The following is a 19,063-nucleotide window of genomic DNA, read 5'->3' on the forward strand; positions in this document are numbered from 1 at the left end:
ACCTTTTTGTATCAGAAAAAAGTATCTATAGAAAAATTGAATCTGTTGACTGAAAGGAGGGGATTCCAATGATCATAAGGCTAGCTGAAGATAAAGATATACAGAGTTTAATTAAAATGAGATGGGATTTCACCATTGAACATGACGAGACGAAGAAAATCGCACAAACGTCATACGAAAGTTTTGAGAAAGAATGTAAAAGTTTCTTAGTAGACGCTATCAATAGAGACCAATGGTTTATATGGGTAGCTGAGGTAGAAGAGAAGGTTGTTTCCCACATATTCATAGAACTAATTCATAAAGTACCACGGCCTGGTAGAGTAACGTATCCGTTTGCCTATATGACAAATGTATATACGATTCCTGAATTTAGAAGCATGGGTATTGGGAGTAAGCTAATCTCAAAGGTAAATGAGTGGACGAAAGAGAATAAGTACGAATTCATTATTGTATGGCCAAGTGAAGACAGTATTAACTTTTATAAGAAAAATGGATATGTACATAGCACAGAGCCGATGGAATATGTATAAATCGGAGTGTCAAGTGATAGTCATCATTCTAGGAGGAATTCATCATGTTTGTAGGTCGTACCCTTTATATATTAGGTCTTATTTTTGTTTTCTTTAGTATCCTTTTCTTCATTATGGCATTTTTTAATAACGACGATTTATTGTTCCCGTTATTTGGTCTGTTAAATGGGTTCATTGCAATGGGTATAGGAGACCTTGTCATTGATATGAACCATAAAAATAGAATGGAAGCAAAGAGAGAGGCTTAATTGGTAAAAACATTTTTAATTGAAGAGGAGACCATTAAAGTGTTTAAAATGACTTCTCTGAAATATACTTGCTGAAAAAAAGAATGCTTTAGAATAAGTCTATACATAATAAATAGGGACTATTGTTCTATTTACGAGAAAATTGTCGAAAAGTTTACACTATATTAATAATAGTAAGTTAAACTTAAAATGTAAGACTTTAATAGACTTAAAAGTGGAGAGGAGCAAGAAAATGCAGAATAGTAGATTCAAGCAAATTTTTTCTGTGATGATCGCCCTATTTTTAGTAATTGGCTTAATCACACCTGCTTCAAACAGTTCGGCTGCAACAACTAATTCGTTAACCGTTGCAGAAGCAATTGCAAATAACACGGGGAAAGGTACAGTTGTGGGGTATATTGTAGGTACTTCTAGAACTGGATCTAGTCTTGGAACTGGAACATTTGAGAACTTTACGGTAAACACGAATGTTCTAATTGCAGACACTCCAAGTGAAACAGACCTAAATAAAATGATTCCAGTACAGCTTCCTAATAACACTATTCGCACAGCTGTAAACTTAGTAGACAATCCTACTAATTTAGGAAAAAAGTTTTCGTTCACTGGAAATTTAGCACTTTATTTCGGAGTACCAGGTTTAAGGGATCTGTCTGGATATGAATTCATCGGTGACAAGGATGGCACAAACCCAGATCCAACACCGGAACCACCAGGTGATGAAGATCCAGTAGTAGATGCTATTACTGTAAGGCAAGCTATCGATAACAATAGCGGAACCGCAACAGTCGAAGGGTTTATTGTTGGTACAAGAAACGACTTTGAAGGTCCATTTACAGCTGCAACTAACATCCAAATTGCGGATCACCCACATGAAAGAGCACTAATAAATACATTACCAGTTCAATTGACAACAGGTGTAATTCGCAATAGTTTAAATTTAGTAGATAATCCAGATTTATTAGGGAAGAAAATTAGAATTACAGGTAATCTAGAATCATATTTTACTGTTCCTGGTTTAAAAAGTCCAACATCATTTGAAATCTTAGAAGATGGCGATATCCCAGAACTAATTATTCCTGAAGTATCTCTAAAAGAAGCTAGAGGAATGATTGGTCAAACGGTTATTACAGAAGGTGTTGTAAATGTGGATAACAACCTTTTACAGCCTGGTAGACTTTCTGTATACATTCAAGATGAAGATGCTGGAATTCAACTTTTCGCTTACCAAGCAAACCGATTCCCTGATATTAAAGAGGGCGACCGTGTACAGGTAAAAGGAAAAGTTGGAGTATATAATGGAGTAACACAAGTAGAAGTAGAAGAATTAACGATTACAGAGCGTGGACAAGCTGCCACTCCTAAACAAGTGTCTGTTGCAGACTATTCCAACAGTACTTCAGCAGAAGCGTTAGAAGGACAATTGGTAACGTTTACAGGATTCATTTTTAGTGTTCCTGATTACAGTTCAGGTGGAGCGAACATTACAGTTATAGATGAAGATTTAAATGTCGTACTTATTCGTGCTTGGGAGAGTACTGGTATCGACTTAACTAGTATTACACCTAACAAATGGTATGAAATCACTGCTATTTCTAGCGAATATCGTGGTACGTACCAAGTACTACCTAGATCAAATGCTGATATGAAAATATTAGAAGAGCAAAAAGAAAAACCTTTTTACGGTGGAAAAGAAGTTCTTGCAACTGTTGAGAGAGTAGTAGACGGGGACACAGTGCGTCTATCCACACCAGTTTTTGGAGCTAAAAATGTTCGTTTTTTAAACATCGACACATTAGAAACGTACCATTCAGTTCGAAATGAATTAGACGAAAACCAAATGAAACACGGAAAACGAGCTGGTGACCATTTGCGTACAATGCTTGCGGATGGCGATGAAGTTATTTTACGAATTGGTGAAGAGCCTCTAGATGGGTACGGCCGCTTATTAGCAGAAGTTATCACACTAGACGGTGTGAATACAAACTATGAAATGGTACTAGCTGGTCATGCAGTTACATATTTTATATGGCCCTTTGAAAGTGATGTAGTAGAAAAATACGGTAAAGCGTTAAAAGAAGCAAAAGACGCAGGTCTTGCCATTTGGAATCCGGAAGATCCAATGATGGAATATCCATTCGAATTCCGTGCTCGTGAAGGTGGATCTACACCAAAACGTCCAGTAGGAGATTATCGTACGAAATATTATGTACCAGCTTCTGAATGGCGTTCTGTTGAGCCAGAATATCGCGTGTTTTTCCATACAGAGGAAGATGCTATTTCGGCTGGTTACAGTCCAATGCCTGTTTCCAAGTTAGCTGTACTACAAGATATTAAAGCGGCGCTAGTTCTTTACAACAGTGAAGACCACTTATATAAACGTAGTACTTTCAACGTAATATTTAATCAAACAAACACAGTAGAAAATCACGCATTAAAATTAGAATTACCAAAAAATGAGCGAGCACTTCAAGCGCATAATCATAACTATCTACGTGCATTAGAAAAGTTATTACTTGATTTGGAAAAGGAATATTCCAATGAAAATCTAAGCGAATCAGCATACGATGCGATATACGGCTTAGTGGAAGTGGTGCTTTCTAAAGAAGCAATGGAACTAGAAGAACTAGCAAGTTAATTTATTTAAAGAGCTGAGAGGATATTTATTTAACCTTTTAGCTCTTTTTGTATAGTTTTAAATTACTATGCTTACTTTTGAATTTAATTAATCTATAAGAATTGCAAGAGGGACTAAATCCTATGATTAAAGATTATTTATTAATTATACTTTAACAGCTAAATGAAACTAGTAACCTTCCATAAAAAATGCATGGATTAAACAATAACCCATGCATTTTTCTTATTTATTCAGTAGGTTGATTTCCACCTTTATTGCCACCAGCATTGTTTTTTAGTAAAACTTTCAAACCACTGTTCATATCAGAAGCAAGTACATAGTTTCTGTCTACGAAAACTCCCCAAACGTTGGAGCGCTCTGGCGTGTAACGACCGATTTCAACAGGGTTGCTTGGGTTTGTAATGTCAACATGAACAACTCCACCTGAGTAGTAGGAAAGGTAAAGTGTGTTTCCAAGGACTTTAGGGTCGTGTACTGTTTTTGCAAATGTTGAACGACCAGCAGGACTTTCAGGAACATCAAACGTCAATTCTGTCGTAAATTGACTTAACAGAACAGGGTTCGTTTTATCTTTAATATCATAAATACGAGTGTAGCCATACGCATCTTCATAACCAGCACCTACAGGATTCGCCACTTCACGTGTTTCGATAAGGATTGTTCCACCTTTTGCAAGGGCAGCAGAGTGAGCGGCGCCTTTTACGTGACTTTCAAAACTAGTTCTACCTAAGTATACTGGCTCTTCTGGATTTCTTATGTCAAAAATAACCGTTCCTAAATCCCACATAGATACATATGCGTAATGACCGTTGTTATCTGTAATTACACTATGATTAAACACTGGACGGTTTCTATTTTCTTCCTCTACAAACCAAAAGTAACCGTCAAAGCTTTCTGGCACTTCAGGAAGTACTCGTGGATCAAACTGCCACAGTTTCTCTGGACTTGTTGGATTTGTAACATCAATAATTTGGAAGTCTTTTTCTACTCCTCCAGTGTAAAAATCTGCATATGGACTAGAAGTTAAAAGTAATGCACGATTACCTTGTGTTGTTAAATATAATTCGTGAGTACCAGTAATACGACGATCAAGCTCGTAAAAACCAAGACGTTCAGGGTTATACGGATCACTTACATCGTATAGGAGCACCCCACCAATACTGTCAGGTCTATTAGCATTGTTACGGCTAGTTTGTTGTACACTTACTACCGCTAAGTCTCCTTTAAAGTGAGGAGTGTTTACGGATCTAACGATAACTTTTTCCTGCCAAGTAAATGGAATGTCGTTAGCGAACGTCGCTACTTCTACAGGGTTAGCTGGATCTTTTAAGTCAAAAACGCGAACGCCGCCATTACCTCCACCAGCAGTATGAGTTCCTGTATAAGCAAAACCTTTATATGCATACACATCTGCCATATTCTTTTGGGAACCATTAATTGGCTCAATTTGTAAAGAAGCAGCTTCTGTTAAGAAACGAACATTTTTACCTCCAGTGGAACTGAAACCTAATTGCATCTCATTTAGTTCTTCCTGTGTAAATGCCGAACCTGCCTTATTACCTGCTTCAAAGTCTAATGCATCATGTGCAAAAGCAGTTGGGATAAATGTAGAAAATACAATGGCTCCTGCTAAAGTCGTGTTAACGAGTAGTTTACTTTTTTTCACTAGATCTAACCCCCGAGTTTCATAGTTTTTGGTACAAGCCAAATTATAGCAATGAATTTTTTTGTAAACTATTCAAAAAATTCTACGTTTTTCGACCTTTCCTTTGTATAAATGTCGACAGAATAGGACGTTTTACCTTTTTATAACACTTTAGTGAGGTAAAACATTAAAAAATTACGGATTTTGAAATATTGAAATGTCGAAACAATCTAGCTATATAACTATATTCAACTTTTTCATATTGAAAAAATTAAACATTAAGGTATTATTAGGAAATTTGAAGCCTAAAATGTGTGCCAGAAGACTATATTATTTGAAGTGATGTAAGGAAGAAGTACTGATTTAATATATAAATCTAACACTTTTATGTGGAAATAAATTTATTTATTAGAAAGGACATGCATCGACTTTAATCGAGACATGTCCCTATGTTTCAGCAAATTTTGTTCTTTTTCTAAAGTGAACAACATATTCTATTGGTAAGCCCGCTGTCATTTATTAAATAAGGAGGGTTTATGCATGAATAGGCAAAACCGAGAAAGGGAAATGTCTGATAATGAGTTAAAGTCATATTTAGTAGGTATTGGCCTGTTGTCTTTGTTCGTGTTTGTGTCTTTATTAATTGCAAAATTCCTTACTCCGATACAGTTACTTTACACTCATATTTGCATTAGTTGTTTTGGCTTGATTTACTTTTTGACAGTATATATAACTAATCAAGGTTCATTCAAACATCAAGGTATAGTGGAACAGCAAGAAAAACTGAGCCAGATTGGCAATGAAATAATTATTAGAATAAATGGAAAAGAGCTTTTGAGATTATAATCTCGAGCTCTTTTTGCTTTAGGAAATTTTAAAGACTTACTCAATCGACTATAAAACTTCCTGTTCCTCCGGTCGATAAGTTAACATCGATTTGTTCCTACGTCACAAATTGTGTTTCCTATATTTCGCTTCGGAGCCGTCGAGTTTTTACGTCGATAAGCGTAAGCGGGCGCAGCAGCGCTTTTGTTCTGAAAATGAGTCAATAGTCTGCATAAAAAGACGGATGATAGTTTGTGAAACACCCGCAGATTTACAATACAGATTTATGTGTTCAATTTTTTCTACTATTATAAAACACTTTTGATATAAGCAAACCAATAACGCCAAGTGTAATAAATAGAATAGCTCTCCAAACGATATCTACCATCGCTAAATCAAATAAGGTTACTTTTGACAGCGAAATAAATAAAAATGCTAATCCGATATAATTCCAATGTTTATGTTTAAAGTAACTATAAGAAATATAAGCAACTGCAACAAACACAATCCAAGAAATAGATACCCCGATGTTTGCCATCATATACGTACTATCCTTTGTGAAGAATGCTGATATCTTTGTAAAAAAGATGACAACTAACAACGAAAGTATATATGGAGAAGCATTTTTAATATAGTATTCTTTTAATACAGTTGACACATCTTTCAGCATATAAATAAATTTAAAGAATCCAATAAATAAAATCCATGTGACAAAAACAGTGAACGTAAACCATTCACCTGGAATATCGAGAAGAAAATCTAAAACTGGTAACAAAATAACAAAGCTCGTAACGGTTCCTAAAATACTGTTTCTCTTTTGTGCTAAATAGTAAACGACCGCAGCTTGCACGATAAAGGTCATGTAGGCAATATCTCTTGAGCCTACTAATTCGGTAATGATTAGGAACAAATAAAACATAGAAAAAACGAAAAATACGTTGTTCAATTCTTTATGTTCATTTGTTCTTAGCATACTAAGTGCAAAGTATAGTACATTCATGACAATGTAAAAACCAATCAGTAAATGGCTTAAGTTATTAAATAAGCTGTAACCCATTCCGTATAAAAATAATGCACTTGTTGCAATAGCAGGAATGTACATTCCTTTTGACGTATGATTCTTCGCTTGATACGTTAAGAAAATAATGACGGCTTGCTGTAAGCCTATGATGGTTAGGGCAAAATACGAGCTTCCACCTACACCAATAATAGTAAAAACTAAAACTGCAAACATAAAAGCATAGTTGGCAATGTTCCAAGTTACTTTGTATTGCTGTTTCACAGATTCATAAACTAAGCCGACGAATACGAATGTTTGATATACATAAAAAACGTATTCATTTCGAGTATCTCCAGCAAACAAAAATGGATATACATAAGCTCCTACACCGACAATCGCTAACAAAACCTCAGATTGATATTTGCGAGAAAGATAAACCCCGCCAGCAATACCTATTCCTAATAAAACTACCGTTACAAAATGAGGGATAATATCGTAAAGCACATTACCTGCAAAGATGGAAATAACATAAACTATAACGCTACCTGCTAACAAAACAATACTTAATGAATTCTTATTCTTCTTATACTGTAAGTTCCCTAACCAATACAAAAGTCCAGTCAAACCAAACCCGAACAGTACGCGAACGACAGGACTAATCCAACCGCGTTCTGCAGCTGCAACAAATCCCCAAATGACCCCTAATATAAGAACAAAGATAAAGATTCTGGGCAACCACTCGGATACTAGCGTATCAAAACTTTTAGTCTCTTTTTCTACAATGTGCTTACGAACAGCCACACTGTCTAATTTTTTCTTAGGAAAAGGTTCATGTGTTGTAACTTGTTGTTCAGTTCTTAAAACTTGGTAGGTTCGTAATTCATTCTTTACCTCAGCTAGTTCATTTTCTAATCTGGAGATCCGCTTACTAAGCTCTAACACTTTCTCATCCATACTCCCACCACCTTTATAGGTTCTTACTTTATTTATATACTTGTTAAAAGAAAATTAAAAGATAAATATGTAAAACATTACTAAACGAACCGTAATGATGAAGTTTAATCAACTCAAATATTAATGGTATAGAAAACTTGCACTTTCCAAACGGTAGAAATATGATATTAAGATAGAAAATATAACATCGGAGGATACAATATGAATGACTTTATTTTTCAAAATAGCACGAAAATAATATTTGGAAAAAATACAGAAAATCAAGTTGGCATAGAGACAAGTCAATTTTCTAAAAAGGTACTACTTCATTACGGTGGTGGAAGTATTAAAAAGAGTGGGCTGTACGATAAGGTAATTCAGAAGTTACAAGAGCAAAATATAGAAGTGTTTGAACTCGGAGGAGTAAAACCGAACCCACGTGTTAGTCTTGTAAGAGAAGGAGTGTCTATTTGTAAAGAGAACGATATTGCTTTCATTTTAGCTGTTGGTGGAGGAAGTGTCATTGATTCAGCGAAAGCAATAGCAGCAGGAGCAAACTACGATGGAGATGTATGGGACTTTTTCAGCGGAGAGGCAGAAGTTACCGACTGTATTCCATTAGGAGTTGTATTAACGATTCCAGCTGCTGGAAGTGAAACGAGTTCGGGTACAGTTATTACAAATGAAGAAGGTTGGCTAAAGCGCTCTGCTTTACACCCATCCATGAGACCAAAGTTTGCTATCTTAAATCCTGAACTTACTTACACACTTCCGGCTTACCAAACAGCATGTGGGATAACAGATATGATGTCTCATATATTGGAACGTTATTTTACAACAGATAAAAACGTCGACTTGACTGATCGTCTATGTGAAGCCACTTTAAAGTCAATCATTAAAAATGGCCCAATTGTATTAGAAGAACCAATCAACTATGATGCAAGAGCAGAAATTATGTGGGCTGGGACGATTGCACATAATGATATTCTTGGCACAGGTCGTACGGGTGACTGGGCAAGTCATGATATCGAGCATGAAATAAGTGGTATCTATGACATTGCACATGGGGCAGGTTTGGCTATTATTTTCCCGGCATGGATGAAATATGTGTATAAACATGACTTGAACAGATTTGTTCAATATGCGAACAGAGTGTGGGATGTGGAGGTTGATCTACATAATCTTGAACATACAGCTATAGAAGGAATTAAGAGAACGGAGCAATTTTTCCAATCTATTGGAATGCCAATTACTTTAAATGAAGCAAAAATAGGGGACGAGCATTTTCTTGAGATGGCAAAGAAAGCAACTGAACGTTGGCCATTAGGGAATTTTAAAAAGTTGCATGAAGAAGATGTTTACGAAATTTATCAATTAGCAAGATAATTTTCCGTAACGTATTGACGAAACGGAAATCAATAGATTATATTTAAATGTAGAGTTTTAGCATTTTTGTAAAAGTCGAACGTCTTAGACAAAATGAAAAAACGAAATTGACTACGTGGAGGACATACTTTTGAACAAATCGAAAGGAATGTTAGAGTCCGAAATTAGTAAAGCATTAACACAATGGGAAAAGGATTACTTAGGTCGAGGCTCTGTAATGGTAAAAGCAGACATTGTCCGCGACATGATCATCGTGACGTTAAAAGGCGTTTTAACACCAGCAGAATATAAGTTGTGTGTTACAGCGGAAGGACGATTAATGATTAAAAACACTCGGTCCAATCTAGTAGAGTCAGGTGTAGAAACATTAAGAACAATTATAAACGAAATAGTTAACATAAAAGTTACTAGCTTTCATACAGATTTAAGCACAAAAACAGGAGAACGAGTAATGGTGTTTAAACTGGAAAATGAAATCCAGTTTCATATATAGGGAGATGTTTAGCTCTATTTTATATAGAAGTTAAAGATAAACCGACAATCATTAAGCAAATTGCTTATAAGATTGTCGGTTTTTTACGTTTAAAGGAGGAGAAAAAATGTTAGACATATTTATTCAAAACATTACTTCAGCTGTTGTGTTATTTTTTCTATTGGGAATTATTGCATCAATTGTAAAATCAGACTTAACTATACCTAAACCAATATCAGAAGGTTTAAGTATTTACCTTTTAATTGCCATTGGATTAAAAGGAGGCGTGGAGCTAGCCAAATATCCACTTTCAACGATTATCGTTCCTACCATTGCAACGATTTTACTAGGTGCTTCTTTGCCAATTATCGCGATGATTTTTTTAAAAATGTTAAAAATAGATTTATATAATTCAATTGGATTAGCAGCAACTTACGGATCTGTAAGTATTGTAACGTACGGGGCAACGATATCGTTTTTTGATAAACAAGGAATATCGTATGAAGGTTACATGCATGCGATGGTAGTTATTATGGAAAGCCCAGCAATTATTACTTCTATATTATTAATGAAAATGTTAGAGAAATCTAGTGTTGCACCTAGTGGTATGTCTTATCAAACATTAGGAATAACACCAACAGCTTCATTATTAGATAAGCATATTTGGAAAGAAACATTTTTCGGTAAAAGTGTTCTACTACTCCTAGGAAGTTTACTAATCGGCTATGTTATTCAAGATGAAGGGTTTACGATGGTAAAGCCACTTTTTAGTGATCTATATGGGAGTGTGCTAGCTTTATTTTTACTTTACATGGGATTGGTAGCTGGAGAACGTCTAACAGAGTTGAAAAATTATGGAGCGAAGTTAATCGTATTTGCTCTAATGGCACCAGTTGTATTTGGTACAATAGGTGTTTTAGTAGGAAATGCTATCGGGTTATCAGTTGGTGGGGCGACTATTTTTGGAGTGTTAGCTGGAAGTGCTTCGTATATTGCAGCACCTGCAGCATTAAAAACTTCCGTTCCTAAAGCAAATCCTTCTATTTATATAGGCCTTGCACTTGGGATTACATTTCCATTCAACTTGGCGATTGGAATACCGTTAATTTATAAAATTGCTCAACTTATACAATAAATGCCACAGACCACAGATTGGTGTCCATTTTGTTATAAAGCAAGTGGATGCCATTTTTTCAATCGTTTTGAAACAAAATTGTTTATTTTCATATATTCCTAGTTGATGATTGAATACATAGACGAAAATTAACAGCGGTGTTTATTAGAGTTAAAAATTAAATACATAATATTCGAATTAATGGTTATTTATGTTAAAGTTAAATAGGTAGCAAACTGCTATATATTTTAGAAAATAGGGGTGAATCATGAAGAGAATTATTGTCGTTCTTCTTTTACTTCTTATACTTAGTATAAGTTCTTGGTCGATTTTTAATTATGTAAGTCGTGACGGTGAATTTACGAAATGGAGTCATGGGACAGTGGGAAAAGACTTTTTTGAAGAAGAAAAAGTTATTTATATGGGCTATTTTCTTAGATGGGAAGGGAGAGGAAACCCAATACTTAAAAAAATCGAATTTTTGAAGCAGGATGGTAGATTAGTAGAAGAAAATGATGACGACGTTCGTGTTCAGCCCTATGTAACTACGGTAGAGAGATTTGGATCCATAGATGAAGAAAGAGTATTAGAAGAAGGTTACGACAATGAATTATTAAATGTTAATGGATTTCAAGTAGACCAAGACTTTCACTTAGTATTGCGAGTTGAATACTTTAATACTAAGACTAACAATGATATTGCGACGATAAGAATTACGTATCGTAAAAATGGAGTAACACAAACTCAATATATTCCCTTCGACGACGGAGTTGTTGCGGATGAATAATCCTACTGGTTGGTATCCATAACACAAACCATGCTTGCTTCATGAGAGGACAATTTAATAAATGATTCCAAAAAGAAGAAGTGCCATCGAAAATACCAGAATATATAAATTTAGGTCTGTTTAATGGTGATTCTAAAACCGGAAAGTATATATTGCATAACAATTCTTCAACAATTATTAATGGTGCCCAATAAACGATAGTGTCTTAGGTGGTGATAGTCATGACCGATAAGAAAGTTCACAGGGATGAACGCTTTGAGTGGCAACCCGGAGATTTCACTATAACTTTTTCACAATGTGCAGACTGTAAAAACAATGAAGAAATCAAAGTGTGTGAAGTATACGGTGAAAAGCCTGGAGTATATGCGATGAACGAATTAAAATGTCCATCGAAGGTCGTAATATAACTTCTTAGAGGTTATAATCATAATTAAGCTAGATAAATACAATATATGATGCTATCATTCGTTTTTCGAATCGTAAAAATACATTTTGCAGCTCACTTAAGTAAAAATGGAAAAACTCGTAATCAAGAATCGATTACGAGTTTTTCCGTTTTTGTATCTCTTCCGTTACGACAATTGCTAAGTCCTCATTTCCGAATAAAGATAACACTCCAAGTAACGTCTCGTCTGCAATTTCTCCAGCCTCATCTTTATCTACAGTTAGATCTACCATTTGTGCAAGTGCCGCATTAGAGTCTTGCGAAGGGTATGCTCGTTTATAAAGTTCAACAGGATGTAAATCATTGTTCACACACCATTGCGCAAAAACTAAAATCATCATATTTTCATCTTTTTGATAGTTTTCAATAACTTGTTGTTCTACTTGTTTTTTATCCAATTTTCAAACTCCCTTTTCATGTCGATACTATTATTATAATGGATTATAAAATTAAATAGTGTTTTAGGGAATAAAAAGTTTCCTGGGAAAGCGCAGGAAAAGACAATTTCGAACATTTTTGTGTAGTTGTGTGTAGACGGTTGTCGTTGAAAGTAGATTGGTAGGAGGATTTATTAACTAAAATAAAAGAAATGATAGTTAGGATAAACTTACTTTCTCTTCTCTCTTTTTATTCTTTCCATAATTAATAAACGAAGGTACTTACGTCGAACTAAAAATATAATAAATTGTAAGACAAAACCGATAATAAAACCGAAAACTAAATGTAAATTCCATTCTGTCTCTATAATCGAATTGCTAATGAAGGTGACATATACGAAACTAATGGAGGAAGGAAGGATTATATAGTTCACGATTTTTTCTTTCCAATGACTAAAATAAACAACATCCAAAATCGATAAACGAATAACCAACATTCCCATAAATAGACCTATAAAAACGACAAAGAAGTTAATCATGTTGTAGCCCCCTTAAACGATTTGTATAGTATATTTTATGTTCAAGGTAGGTTAATAGTTCAAAGAGAAAAGAGAAGAAAAAACTGCGTTTAATTAAATAAAAGCAGTAGAAGTGTGAAATTATTATTTTAGTATTTAATTTTTGCAAAACGCCATAACAAAACGAGGAAATAAATTTCTAAAATCAGCGAGATTATGAAGGAGAAAACCATTACGCCAATAAAAGTGTAATAGTACATATTTATCGCAAACGTTCCGACAAATGTAAGAAGTAAAAAGATAACTAAGTATACTTTCATGAATATTTTTGTTTTGTTACTTATCTGTTCCGCTCCAATATTCTTTGCTAATACAATCATAAATTGAAAAACATAAAACATTAAAACGATATTAAGTAAGCCTATAAAAAACGTGTAAGAACCCCAAATAGTAGGAATGTTTCCAAGCTGGTTGATTGCATTTTGAGAAATAAAGAAAGAAGGCATGGACAGAATAACTAAAGCTAGTGAACATTTTATAGCCATTTTTCCTACTCGAGAGTCAGGAATCTTAATTAATAGTGAAGATAGTCCTGAAAAAATAAGAAAATAACCAACAGGATCAGGCAAAATATCTATAAAAATATGAATCTCCAAGAACACAAACAAAAATCCCCAGAATAACTTCTTGAATTGTATCATCGTGATGCACCTTCTTTATACTCTTTAATCATTTGATTAACGTAATCTTGATTCACATATGGGAAATTACCGACATGAGTCCTAAATGCAAATGGTTTTCCTTCTCCTGTTGTACCTTCCCATGTAAATGATAGCGAAGTATACATTGGTTTTTCTGGCAATAATTGTGTTAAAAGCCACATCATTTCATTTTCTTCTAAGGAGATAGGGAAAGAATGACTGTTTAATCGTTGCACATTTAATTCTTTCCATGCATCGATTGTGAAAAATCGGTCGGCTTTGTTATGCCTGTCATATAGTTCTTTTGTAATTTCTTGATCAATACTATATTGAAATTTAATTTGTTCACCAATTTGTTCCGAGAACGGAATCGTTACACTTTCAATGAATAATGTTTCGTTTGCTATATGAAAACTCTCCGTAAAATGATCAGAACCAGTCATTTGAAATGGAGAAAAAATTACTTCTTTTTCATTCAGAGAAGGTGAAGCGGTAATTAGTATTTCACCGATACTAGCTGTCACTTCCTCACCATTGGATAGAAAGAACGTAACATCTGTTATGGAAAATTCTTCATTTTTATTTAAGTTAAGTGTATCCGTCCAAATTGCTATATTGGCAGACATTAAGTAATGGTGATTAAATTGGTCTATGTACTCAACTTGTTCTGTGCCAAAATGCCAACCTGATGAAGACTGACTATAAATATTTGCATTTACACCATCAATGAAAACATTATGAATCTTATGGGGATCCTGTTTATTTGTAAGGTAGTAAATAGTAAACTCAATTATTTCGTTTTCTTCATATAGTTCTTTCACCATATAATGCTCTAAGAAAATTGGTTTATCGATTAGTTTGTCATTATAGTAGAAGTAGTTGCCTAAACTACTTATTACAATAATGAAAACACTTAACCATAAAAGGCGTTCTTTCAACTTGGTGTCCTCCTAAAAATGGAAAATTAATTTCTAACATTAATTTATTCTAGTAAATTGTGAAAATTCCCTGCATGGTAAAAGAATAATTGAGGAGAAATTTCGAAGCCTTTGACCATTTTGACGGTTTGGGTAACGGCGATGAGCTTCGAAAGGCGTATCTATTTTTTTTTATGTTACACCTTTCACTAATGTTGTATCTTTACTAGTTATCATTTAATAGTGAGAAAAAAGAGTAATAAATACACTGTCCTGGAGAAAGAATAGAATGGTAAAGGATAATAAATGCCAAATTGTAAAAACTAGTTTGAAATACCAAAAAAAACTAGGAGGCAACGATGAAAAAATATATTATTCCATTCATAATTGCTCTTATGATTCCAACTGTTGCGGTTGCACATGTGAAATGGTTCACAGAAATGAACCCAGTAAAAGAGAGCATAGAAAATATTCTTTCTCCAATGTTCATGTTTTTAGCCATATTCATTGCTATATTCTTAGCGGTATTAACACAAGTAGCAGATCCACTAGTAAACAAGATACCCATAATGAAAAAATTAGACATAAGTCTTGGGGGATATAGAAAACTTTCTAGGCATATTTTAAAGTATGGTACAGCCCTTGCATTAATCGTACAAGTAATCTCTGGTTCGCTATTTGCTCCTGAGTTTCTGATCGAAAATGGATTTATAACGTTATTGTTATGGGTTACGATCTTATTTTTATTAATACCACATCATGTAGCAACGAAAGTGGGAGCATTTTTTTTACTAGGATTATTCCTGTATCAACTTTCTGTAGCCGGTTTATTTCATATGTTAGATTACGGATTTTATATTGCGATAATAGCTGTGTTGTTAGTTGGAAAAACAAAATTAGAAAATTGGGGATTTCCATTTTTATATTTAGGGACAGGTTTGTCTCTTTGTTGGGTGGCCGTGGAAAAATGGGTGTATCCTTCGATGAGTGTGGACATCATACAAAATCACCAAGTTCCCACTTTTGGATTTGCACCTGAAACGTTCGTAGTACTCGCAGCATTTATCGAGTTTGTCGTCGGTTATTTGCTTGTAGTAGGTATTTTAAATAGAGTTTTGGCGTTTGTTTTAACGTTAATTTTCATATCTACGACGATGTTGTTTGGCGTAACGGAGATAATTGGACACTTTATGATTCATATTATCCTAATAATCTTTATTATAGAAGGAGTTTCGTTCTATGATCCTCCAATTAGTATACATAAATCAAAGTTAGATCAAATGGTTTTTGTTTTTCTGAATTTCATCTTTGCATTAGCGACTATATTGCTGTTGTATTATCGATTTGCTTAAGAATTTAGTATAGAGGCTTGGACAAAAAGACTGTGGAGTTTATCTTCGCATGAAAAATTTGATGTAGATGAACTTCATAAGACAAATGAAGTTCATTTGGCATGAAAAATTTGTGGTAGATGAACATCATAAGGCTGATGAAGTTCAATTGGCATGAAAAATTTGATGTAGTTGAACTTCATAAGGCAAATGAAGTTCAATTGACATGAAAAAATTATTGTAGTTGAACTTCATAAGGCAAATGAAGTTCATTTGGCATGAAAATATTATTGTAGATGAACTTCATTAATAATGATAGGTCTACCTACCAAGCAGACTTCTTTATAATCGATTATTTTTGATTTAATAACCGCAATTTTATGCGCAGCAAACCATTTCAGTCTTCACCGTATTTTTCATTTGTTTCTCTACTTGTACTTGCTTCGTAAAAAGTGAACGAAACCAATCAGCTTTTCTAGCTTTTCTAATCTCAGCTTTTAATTCCTTTTGTTTAGCATCTGCAACCATCATAATATCTAACATTTTTCTATCCCCTTTATTAATCAATTATTCTTGATATATCTATAGTATATACCAAAATTTTCATAACGCAACCGTTATATCAATAAAATTTGTTATAAAGTTTCGACAAAAAAAGGGACAGAATCGATCCGTCCCTAATCCTTTAAAATATGATTAAGCCAAAAATGGTGGCAATGATTAAACCAAGGAGGACTGGCAAAAAGCTTTTTCGCACTAATTCCATCACTGGAACTTTAGCAAAGCCAGCAACGGCTACAAGGGATGACCAGGCAATAAGTGTTCCTCCACCAACCCAGATAGAACCAATTTGTCCTATAGCTGCTAAGGTGGAAACATCCACACCGACCGTTTCACCTAATGCACCAGACAATGCACCTACAAGAGGCAAGCCAGAGAAACCAGATCCGTCTAATCCTGTAATCATCCCCATTAAAAGGATAACAAACCCAGCAATAAATGCGCTTTCAGGAATGAATTGCTGACCTGCTAAAATTAGATCGAACAAGAAGGAAGGGGAGGATTCACTTCCAAGAATTCTACCTGAAAATTCTCCACTACCAATAAAGAAGAATCCAGCAATCGGGATAACTGGCCCCATCGCCTTAAAGGCAAATAAAAATCCTTTTACTAAGTTATCACTAACATTTGCTAATGAAGTTCGAGTGTTTTTAAAGAAGGAAGCTGCAATAAGGAGAATGACAGAAGCTCCTCCGATTAATGCGGCTCCAGCACCACCCTCGAGAGAAGGAATGCTTTCACTGAATTTCGCCAATACCATGTAAATAATTATGACTAAAAACGTACTCGGAACAAGAATAGCGAATAATAAGCTATACTTGCTTCTTCCACCCGTTTCAGTCGTGGTGTTGTCATCAGAGCCCATGGCATTTCCTTCACTATTTTCCCATGCTACTAAATGTTCGTTCGATGGCTTTTGTATATGTTTTCTGAGGAAAAGATAAGCTAAAGTGATTGCTACAAGTCCTGTTACAATAGATAAAATAAAACCTTTATCTGCTACGGAGGCAACATCTACACCTGCAGCGGTTGCAGTTAAAGTCGGTGCAATTTGAATTACATAGTCTGATGAAAGTGCCATCCCTTGCCCAGCCAATGATATAGCAATGGCAGACCCTATTGGAGGTAAACCTGCACGAATCGCAACTGGAATGAGCAATGCACCTACAAGTGGAACTGCTGGCGTTGGCCAAAAGAATAAAGAAATGGCATAAGTGACGAAAATGATGACCCAAAACGATATATGCCCATTTTTCATTACCCGCTGAAACGGTGTAATCATTTGTTCGTCTGAACCTAAAGATTTTAAAGAGTGTAATAAAGCAGTCATTATTGCGATGATGAGGAAAATGTTAAAAATCTCTCCTGCAGCTACTAAGCTAGCGGTAAAAATAGTTTGTAGTCCGACCGTAAAGGAACCTGTAAAAATCCATCCAACTAAAAATGTAACTAATATGGAAGGAACGACAACATTTTGTCTAAACAACATCGTCATGATTATAATGATTGTTCCAGCTAAATACATCCAATGAGCCAGAGTTAAATCCATAGAAATACTCCTTTCAAACTACTAAATTGGTAAAGTGATAACTTTCATACTGTAAGGTAATTTATGCGAAGGAGTGGGCTTTGGTGTAGAAGTGTAAATATATTTATAATAAGTATTTGAAGGTAATTCCACCTTACACATGGAAGTAGTATCATAGTCCAAATAATAAGGGGGATTTAATTATGTATAGTCTTTCACGTGAAAAAGGAATTATATATGATTTCAATAAGACTCATAAACCAGTGTTACATGTTCCTTCTGGTGCTACAGTAGAAATTGAAACATATGATTGCTTTCAAGATCAAATCCAATCCGAACAGACGGAGATTACAGGTATTAACTGGAATCAAGTAAACCCAGCAACAGGTCCTATTTATATCGATGGTGCTATGCCAGGGGATGTGTTAAAGGTGAAAATCGACAAGATTGAAATAGGCAATCAAGGAGTAATGTGTGTCGGTCCAAACCTTGGAGTGTTAGGTCATCGAATAGAAAAGATGGAGTCAAAAATCATACCCATCCGTAATGGAAAAGCTATTTTTAATGAATTAGAATTGCCTTTAAACCCTATGATTGGTGTAATTGGTGTCGCACCAGACGGGGAAGGTGTTTCTTGTGGCACACCTGACCGCCATGGTGGCAACATGGATAATAAAATGGTAGAAGAGGGAGCAACCTTGTATTTTCCTGTTTTTGTCGAAGGTGCGTTGTTTGCGACAGGAGACTTTCATGCTGCAATGGGTGATGGGGAGATAAGTGTATCTGGCATTGAAGTGCCCGGAAAAGTAACGGTAACATTAGAAATAATAAAAAACGTATATTTAGAGCATCCGTTGTTAGAAAACGAAACGGTTGTTACAACGATTGTTTCGGCAAAAACGTTAGATGAAGCAGCAAAAATAGCCACAGAACAAATGGTAGACCGAATTGTAGCAAAAACAAACTTATCCCTTAGTGAAGCTACCATGCTCATGAGTGCAGTTGGTCAAGTTGAAGTGTGCCAAATGGTTGATCCATTAATTACGGCAAGATTTGTTGTTCCAAAATGGCTATTAGAAAAATTAAATGTGAACTTTATTTAAGTTAGAG

At 34.8% G+C, this 19,063-nt stretch carries 19 protein-coding genes; 11 read left to right on the top strand and 8 right to left on the bottom strand.

Annotated elements, in window-relative coordinates:
* Positions 1–68: 68 nt before the first annotated feature.
* The 3 genes from CDZ89_RS09745 (at position 69) to CDZ89_RS09755 (ending at position 3,413) form a co-directional block, all read left to right on the top strand.
* Positions 69–530, top strand: coding sequence for a GNAT family N-acetyltransferase (locus CDZ89_RS09745; protein ID WP_096154248.1), 462 nt, complete (start codon positions 69–71; stop codon positions 528–530).
* Between the two features lie 44 nt (positions 531–574).
* Positions 575–778 (top strand): hypothetical protein, encoded by a 204-nt coding sequence (locus CDZ89_RS09750; protein ID WP_100333627.1) that lies wholly within the window; start codon positions 575–577, stop codon positions 776–778.
* A gap of 232 nt (positions 779–1,010) precedes the next feature.
* Entirely contained in the window at positions 1,011–3,413 is a 2,403-nt protein-coding gene (locus CDZ89_RS09755) for a DUF6359 domain-containing protein (protein WP_100333628.1), read from the top strand.
* 226 nt (positions 3,414–3,639) lie between these two features.
* Here CDZ89_RS09755 and CDZ89_RS09760 read toward each other — a convergent pair whose 3' ends face one another.
* A complete protein-coding gene (locus tag CDZ89_RS09760) occupies positions 3,640–5,079 on the bottom strand; it encodes an LVIVD repeat-containing protein (RefSeq protein WP_096154251.1) in 1,440 nt (479 codons plus the stop codon).
* Between the two features lie 519 nt (positions 5,080–5,598).
* Here CDZ89_RS09760 and CDZ89_RS09765 point away from each other — a divergent pair.
* Entirely contained in the window at positions 5,599–5,904 is a 306-nt protein-coding gene (locus tag CDZ89_RS09765; RefSeq protein ID WP_100333629.1) for a hypothetical protein, read from the top strand.
* A 271-nt stretch (positions 5,905–6,175) separates the two neighbouring features.
* On the opposite strand, the gene CDZ89_RS09770 is transcribed toward CDZ89_RS09765, so the two are convergent.
* Positions 6,176–7,837, bottom strand: coding sequence for a DUF2339 domain-containing protein (locus tag CDZ89_RS09770; RefSeq protein WP_096154255.1), 1,662 nt, complete (start codon positions 7,835–7,837; stop codon positions 6,176–6,178).
* Between the two features lie 201 nt (positions 7,838–8,038).
* Between CDZ89_RS09770 and CDZ89_RS09775 the strand changes: the two genes are divergently transcribed.
* The 5 genes from CDZ89_RS09775 to CDZ89_RS09795 all read left to right on the top strand — a co-directional run bounded on the left by CDZ89_RS09775 (position 8,039) and on the right by CDZ89_RS09795 (position 11,982).
* Positions 8,039–9,202: an iron-containing alcohol dehydrogenase gene (locus CDZ89_RS09775; RefSeq protein WP_100333630.1), complete on the top strand. Its 1,164-nt coding sequence runs from the start codon at positions 8,039–8,041 to the stop codon at positions 9,200–9,202.
* 130 nt (positions 9,203–9,332) lie between these two features.
* A complete protein-coding gene (locus CDZ89_RS09780) occupies positions 9,333–9,695 on the top strand; it encodes a Na-translocating system protein MpsC family protein (RefSeq protein WP_096154258.1) in 363 nt (120 codons plus the stop codon).
* A 106-nt stretch (positions 9,696–9,801) separates the two neighbouring features.
* Positions 9,802–10,809 carry a sodium-dependent bicarbonate transport family permease gene (locus CDZ89_RS09785; protein WP_100333631.1) on the top strand — a complete coding sequence of 336 codons (1,008 nt, stop codon included), beginning with the start codon at positions 9,802–9,804 and terminating at the stop codon, positions 10,807–10,809.
* 247 nt (positions 10,810–11,056) lie between these two features.
* A complete protein-coding gene (locus CDZ89_RS09790) occupies positions 11,057–11,575 on the top strand; it encodes a hypothetical protein (RefSeq protein WP_096154262.1) in 519 nt (172 codons plus the stop codon).
* A 221-nt stretch (positions 11,576–11,796) separates the two neighbouring features.
* Positions 11,797–11,982, top strand: a complete 186-nt coding sequence (locus tag CDZ89_RS09795; protein ID WP_096154264.1) for a hypothetical protein — start codon at positions 11,797–11,799, stop codon at positions 11,980–11,982.
* Positions 11,983–12,115: 133 nt separating this feature from the next.
* On the opposite strand, the gene CDZ89_RS09800 is transcribed toward CDZ89_RS09795, so the two are convergent.
* From CDZ89_RS09800 to CDZ89_RS09815, 4 genes are all read right to left on the bottom strand, one after another.
* Positions 12,116–12,418, bottom strand: coding sequence for a hypothetical protein (locus tag CDZ89_RS09800; protein WP_100333632.1), 303 nt, complete (start codon positions 12,416–12,418; stop codon positions 12,116–12,118).
* A gap of 209 nt (positions 12,419–12,627) precedes the next feature.
* Entirely contained in the window at positions 12,628–12,936 is a 309-nt protein-coding gene (locus CDZ89_RS09805; protein ID WP_096154268.1) for a hypothetical protein, read from the bottom strand.
* Positions 12,937–13,064: 128 nt separating this feature from the next.
* Complete coding sequence (locus CDZ89_RS09810; protein ID WP_096154270.1) at positions 13,065–13,616, bottom strand: hypothetical protein; 552 nt, start codon at positions 13,614–13,616, stop codon at positions 13,065–13,067.
* Positions 13,613–14,554 (bottom strand): hypothetical protein, encoded by a 942-nt coding sequence (locus CDZ89_RS09815; RefSeq protein WP_096154272.1) that lies wholly within the window; start codon positions 14,552–14,554, stop codon positions 13,613–13,615. The genes CDZ89_RS09810 and CDZ89_RS09815 overlap by 4 nt, the downstream gene beginning before the upstream one ends.
* A gap of 338 nt (positions 14,555–14,892) precedes the next feature.
* Between CDZ89_RS09815 and CDZ89_RS09820 the strand changes: the two genes are divergently transcribed.
* Positions 14,893–15,885: a DoxX family membrane protein gene (locus CDZ89_RS09820; RefSeq protein ID WP_096154274.1), complete on the top strand. Its 993-nt coding sequence runs from the start codon at positions 14,893–14,895 to the stop codon at positions 15,883–15,885.
* Positions 15,886–16,242: 357 nt separating this feature from the next.
* On the opposite strand, the gene CDZ89_RS19655 is transcribed toward CDZ89_RS09820, so the two are convergent.
* Complete coding sequence (locus CDZ89_RS19655; RefSeq protein ID WP_157842712.1) at positions 16,243–16,407, bottom strand: hypothetical protein; 165 nt, start codon at positions 16,405–16,407, stop codon at positions 16,243–16,245.
* Between the two features lie 142 nt (positions 16,408–16,549).
* Positions 16,550–17,974 (bottom strand): hypothetical protein, encoded by a 1,425-nt coding sequence (locus CDZ89_RS09825; protein WP_100333633.1) that lies wholly within the window; start codon positions 17,972–17,974, stop codon positions 16,550–16,552.
* Between the two features lie 182 nt (positions 17,975–18,156).
* Here CDZ89_RS09825 and CDZ89_RS09830 point away from each other — a divergent pair, with 182 nt between their 5' ends.
* Positions 18,157–19,056: an acetamidase/formamidase family protein gene (locus CDZ89_RS09830; protein ID WP_096154277.1), complete on the top strand. Its 900-nt coding sequence runs from the start codon at positions 18,157–18,159 to the stop codon at positions 19,054–19,056.
* Positions 19,057–19,063: the final 7 nt, after the last annotated feature.

Source organism: Bacillus alkalisoli (assembly GCF_002797415.1).
Taxonomy (GTDB): Bacteria; Bacillota; Bacilli; order Bacillales; family Bacillaceae_I; genus Bacillus_CD; species Bacillus_CD alkalisoli.

Bases quoted from the DNA above. Each gene is read 5' to 3' on its own strand.
- CDZ89_RS09775 (WP_100333630.1), top strand. From the start codon at position 8,039: ATGAATGACTTTATTTTTCAAAATAGCACGAAAATAATATTTGGAAAA.
- CDZ89_RS09770 (WP_096154255.1), bottom strand. From the start codon at position 7,837: ATGGATGAGAAAGTGTTAGAGCTTAGTAAGCGGATCTCCAGATTAGAA.
- CDZ89_RS09830 (WP_096154277.1), top strand. From the start codon at position 18,157: ATGTATAGTCTTTCACGTGAAAAAGGAATTATATATGATTTCAATAAG.
- CDZ89_RS09750 (WP_100333627.1), top strand. From the start codon at position 575: ATGTTTGTAGGTCGTACCCTTTATATATTAGGTCTTATTTTTGTTTTC.
- CDZ89_RS09755 (WP_100333628.1), top strand. From the start codon at position 1,011: ATGCAGAATAGTAGATTCAAGCAAATTTTTTCTGTGATGATCGCCCTA.
- CDZ89_RS09820 (WP_096154274.1), top strand. From the start codon at position 14,893: ATGAAAAAATATATTATTCCATTCATAATTGCTCTTATGATTCCAACT.
- CDZ89_RS09745 (WP_096154248.1), top strand. From the start codon at position 69: ATGATCATAAGGCTAGCTGAAGATAAAGATATACAGAGTTTAATTAAA.
- CDZ89_RS09785 (WP_100333631.1), top strand. From the start codon at position 9,802: ATGTTAGACATATTTATTCAAAACATTACTTCAGCTGTTGTGTTATTT.
- CDZ89_RS09765 (WP_100333629.1), top strand. From the start codon at position 5,599: ATGAATAGGCAAAACCGAGAAAGGGAAATGTCTGATAATGAGTTAAAG.
- CDZ89_RS09805 (WP_096154268.1), bottom strand. From the start codon at position 12,936: ATGATTAACTTCTTTGTCGTTTTTATAGGTCTATTTATGGGAATGTTG.
- CDZ89_RS09790 (WP_096154262.1), top strand. From the start codon at position 11,057: ATGAAGAGAATTATTGTCGTTCTTCTTTTACTTCTTATACTTAGTATA.
- CDZ89_RS09795 (WP_096154264.1), top strand. From the start codon at position 11,797: ATGACCGATAAGAAAGTTCACAGGGATGAACGCTTTGAGTGGCAACCC.
- CDZ89_RS19655 (WP_157842712.1), bottom strand. From the start codon at position 16,407: ATGTTAGATATTATGATGGTTGCAGATGCTAAACAAAAGGAATTAAAA.
- CDZ89_RS09810 (WP_096154270.1), bottom strand. From the start codon at position 13,616: ATGATACAATTCAAGAAGTTATTCTGGGGATTTTTGTTTGTGTTCTTG.
- CDZ89_RS09825 (WP_100333633.1), bottom strand. From the start codon at position 17,974: ATGGATTTAACTCTGGCTCATTGGATGTATTTAGCTGGAACAATCATT.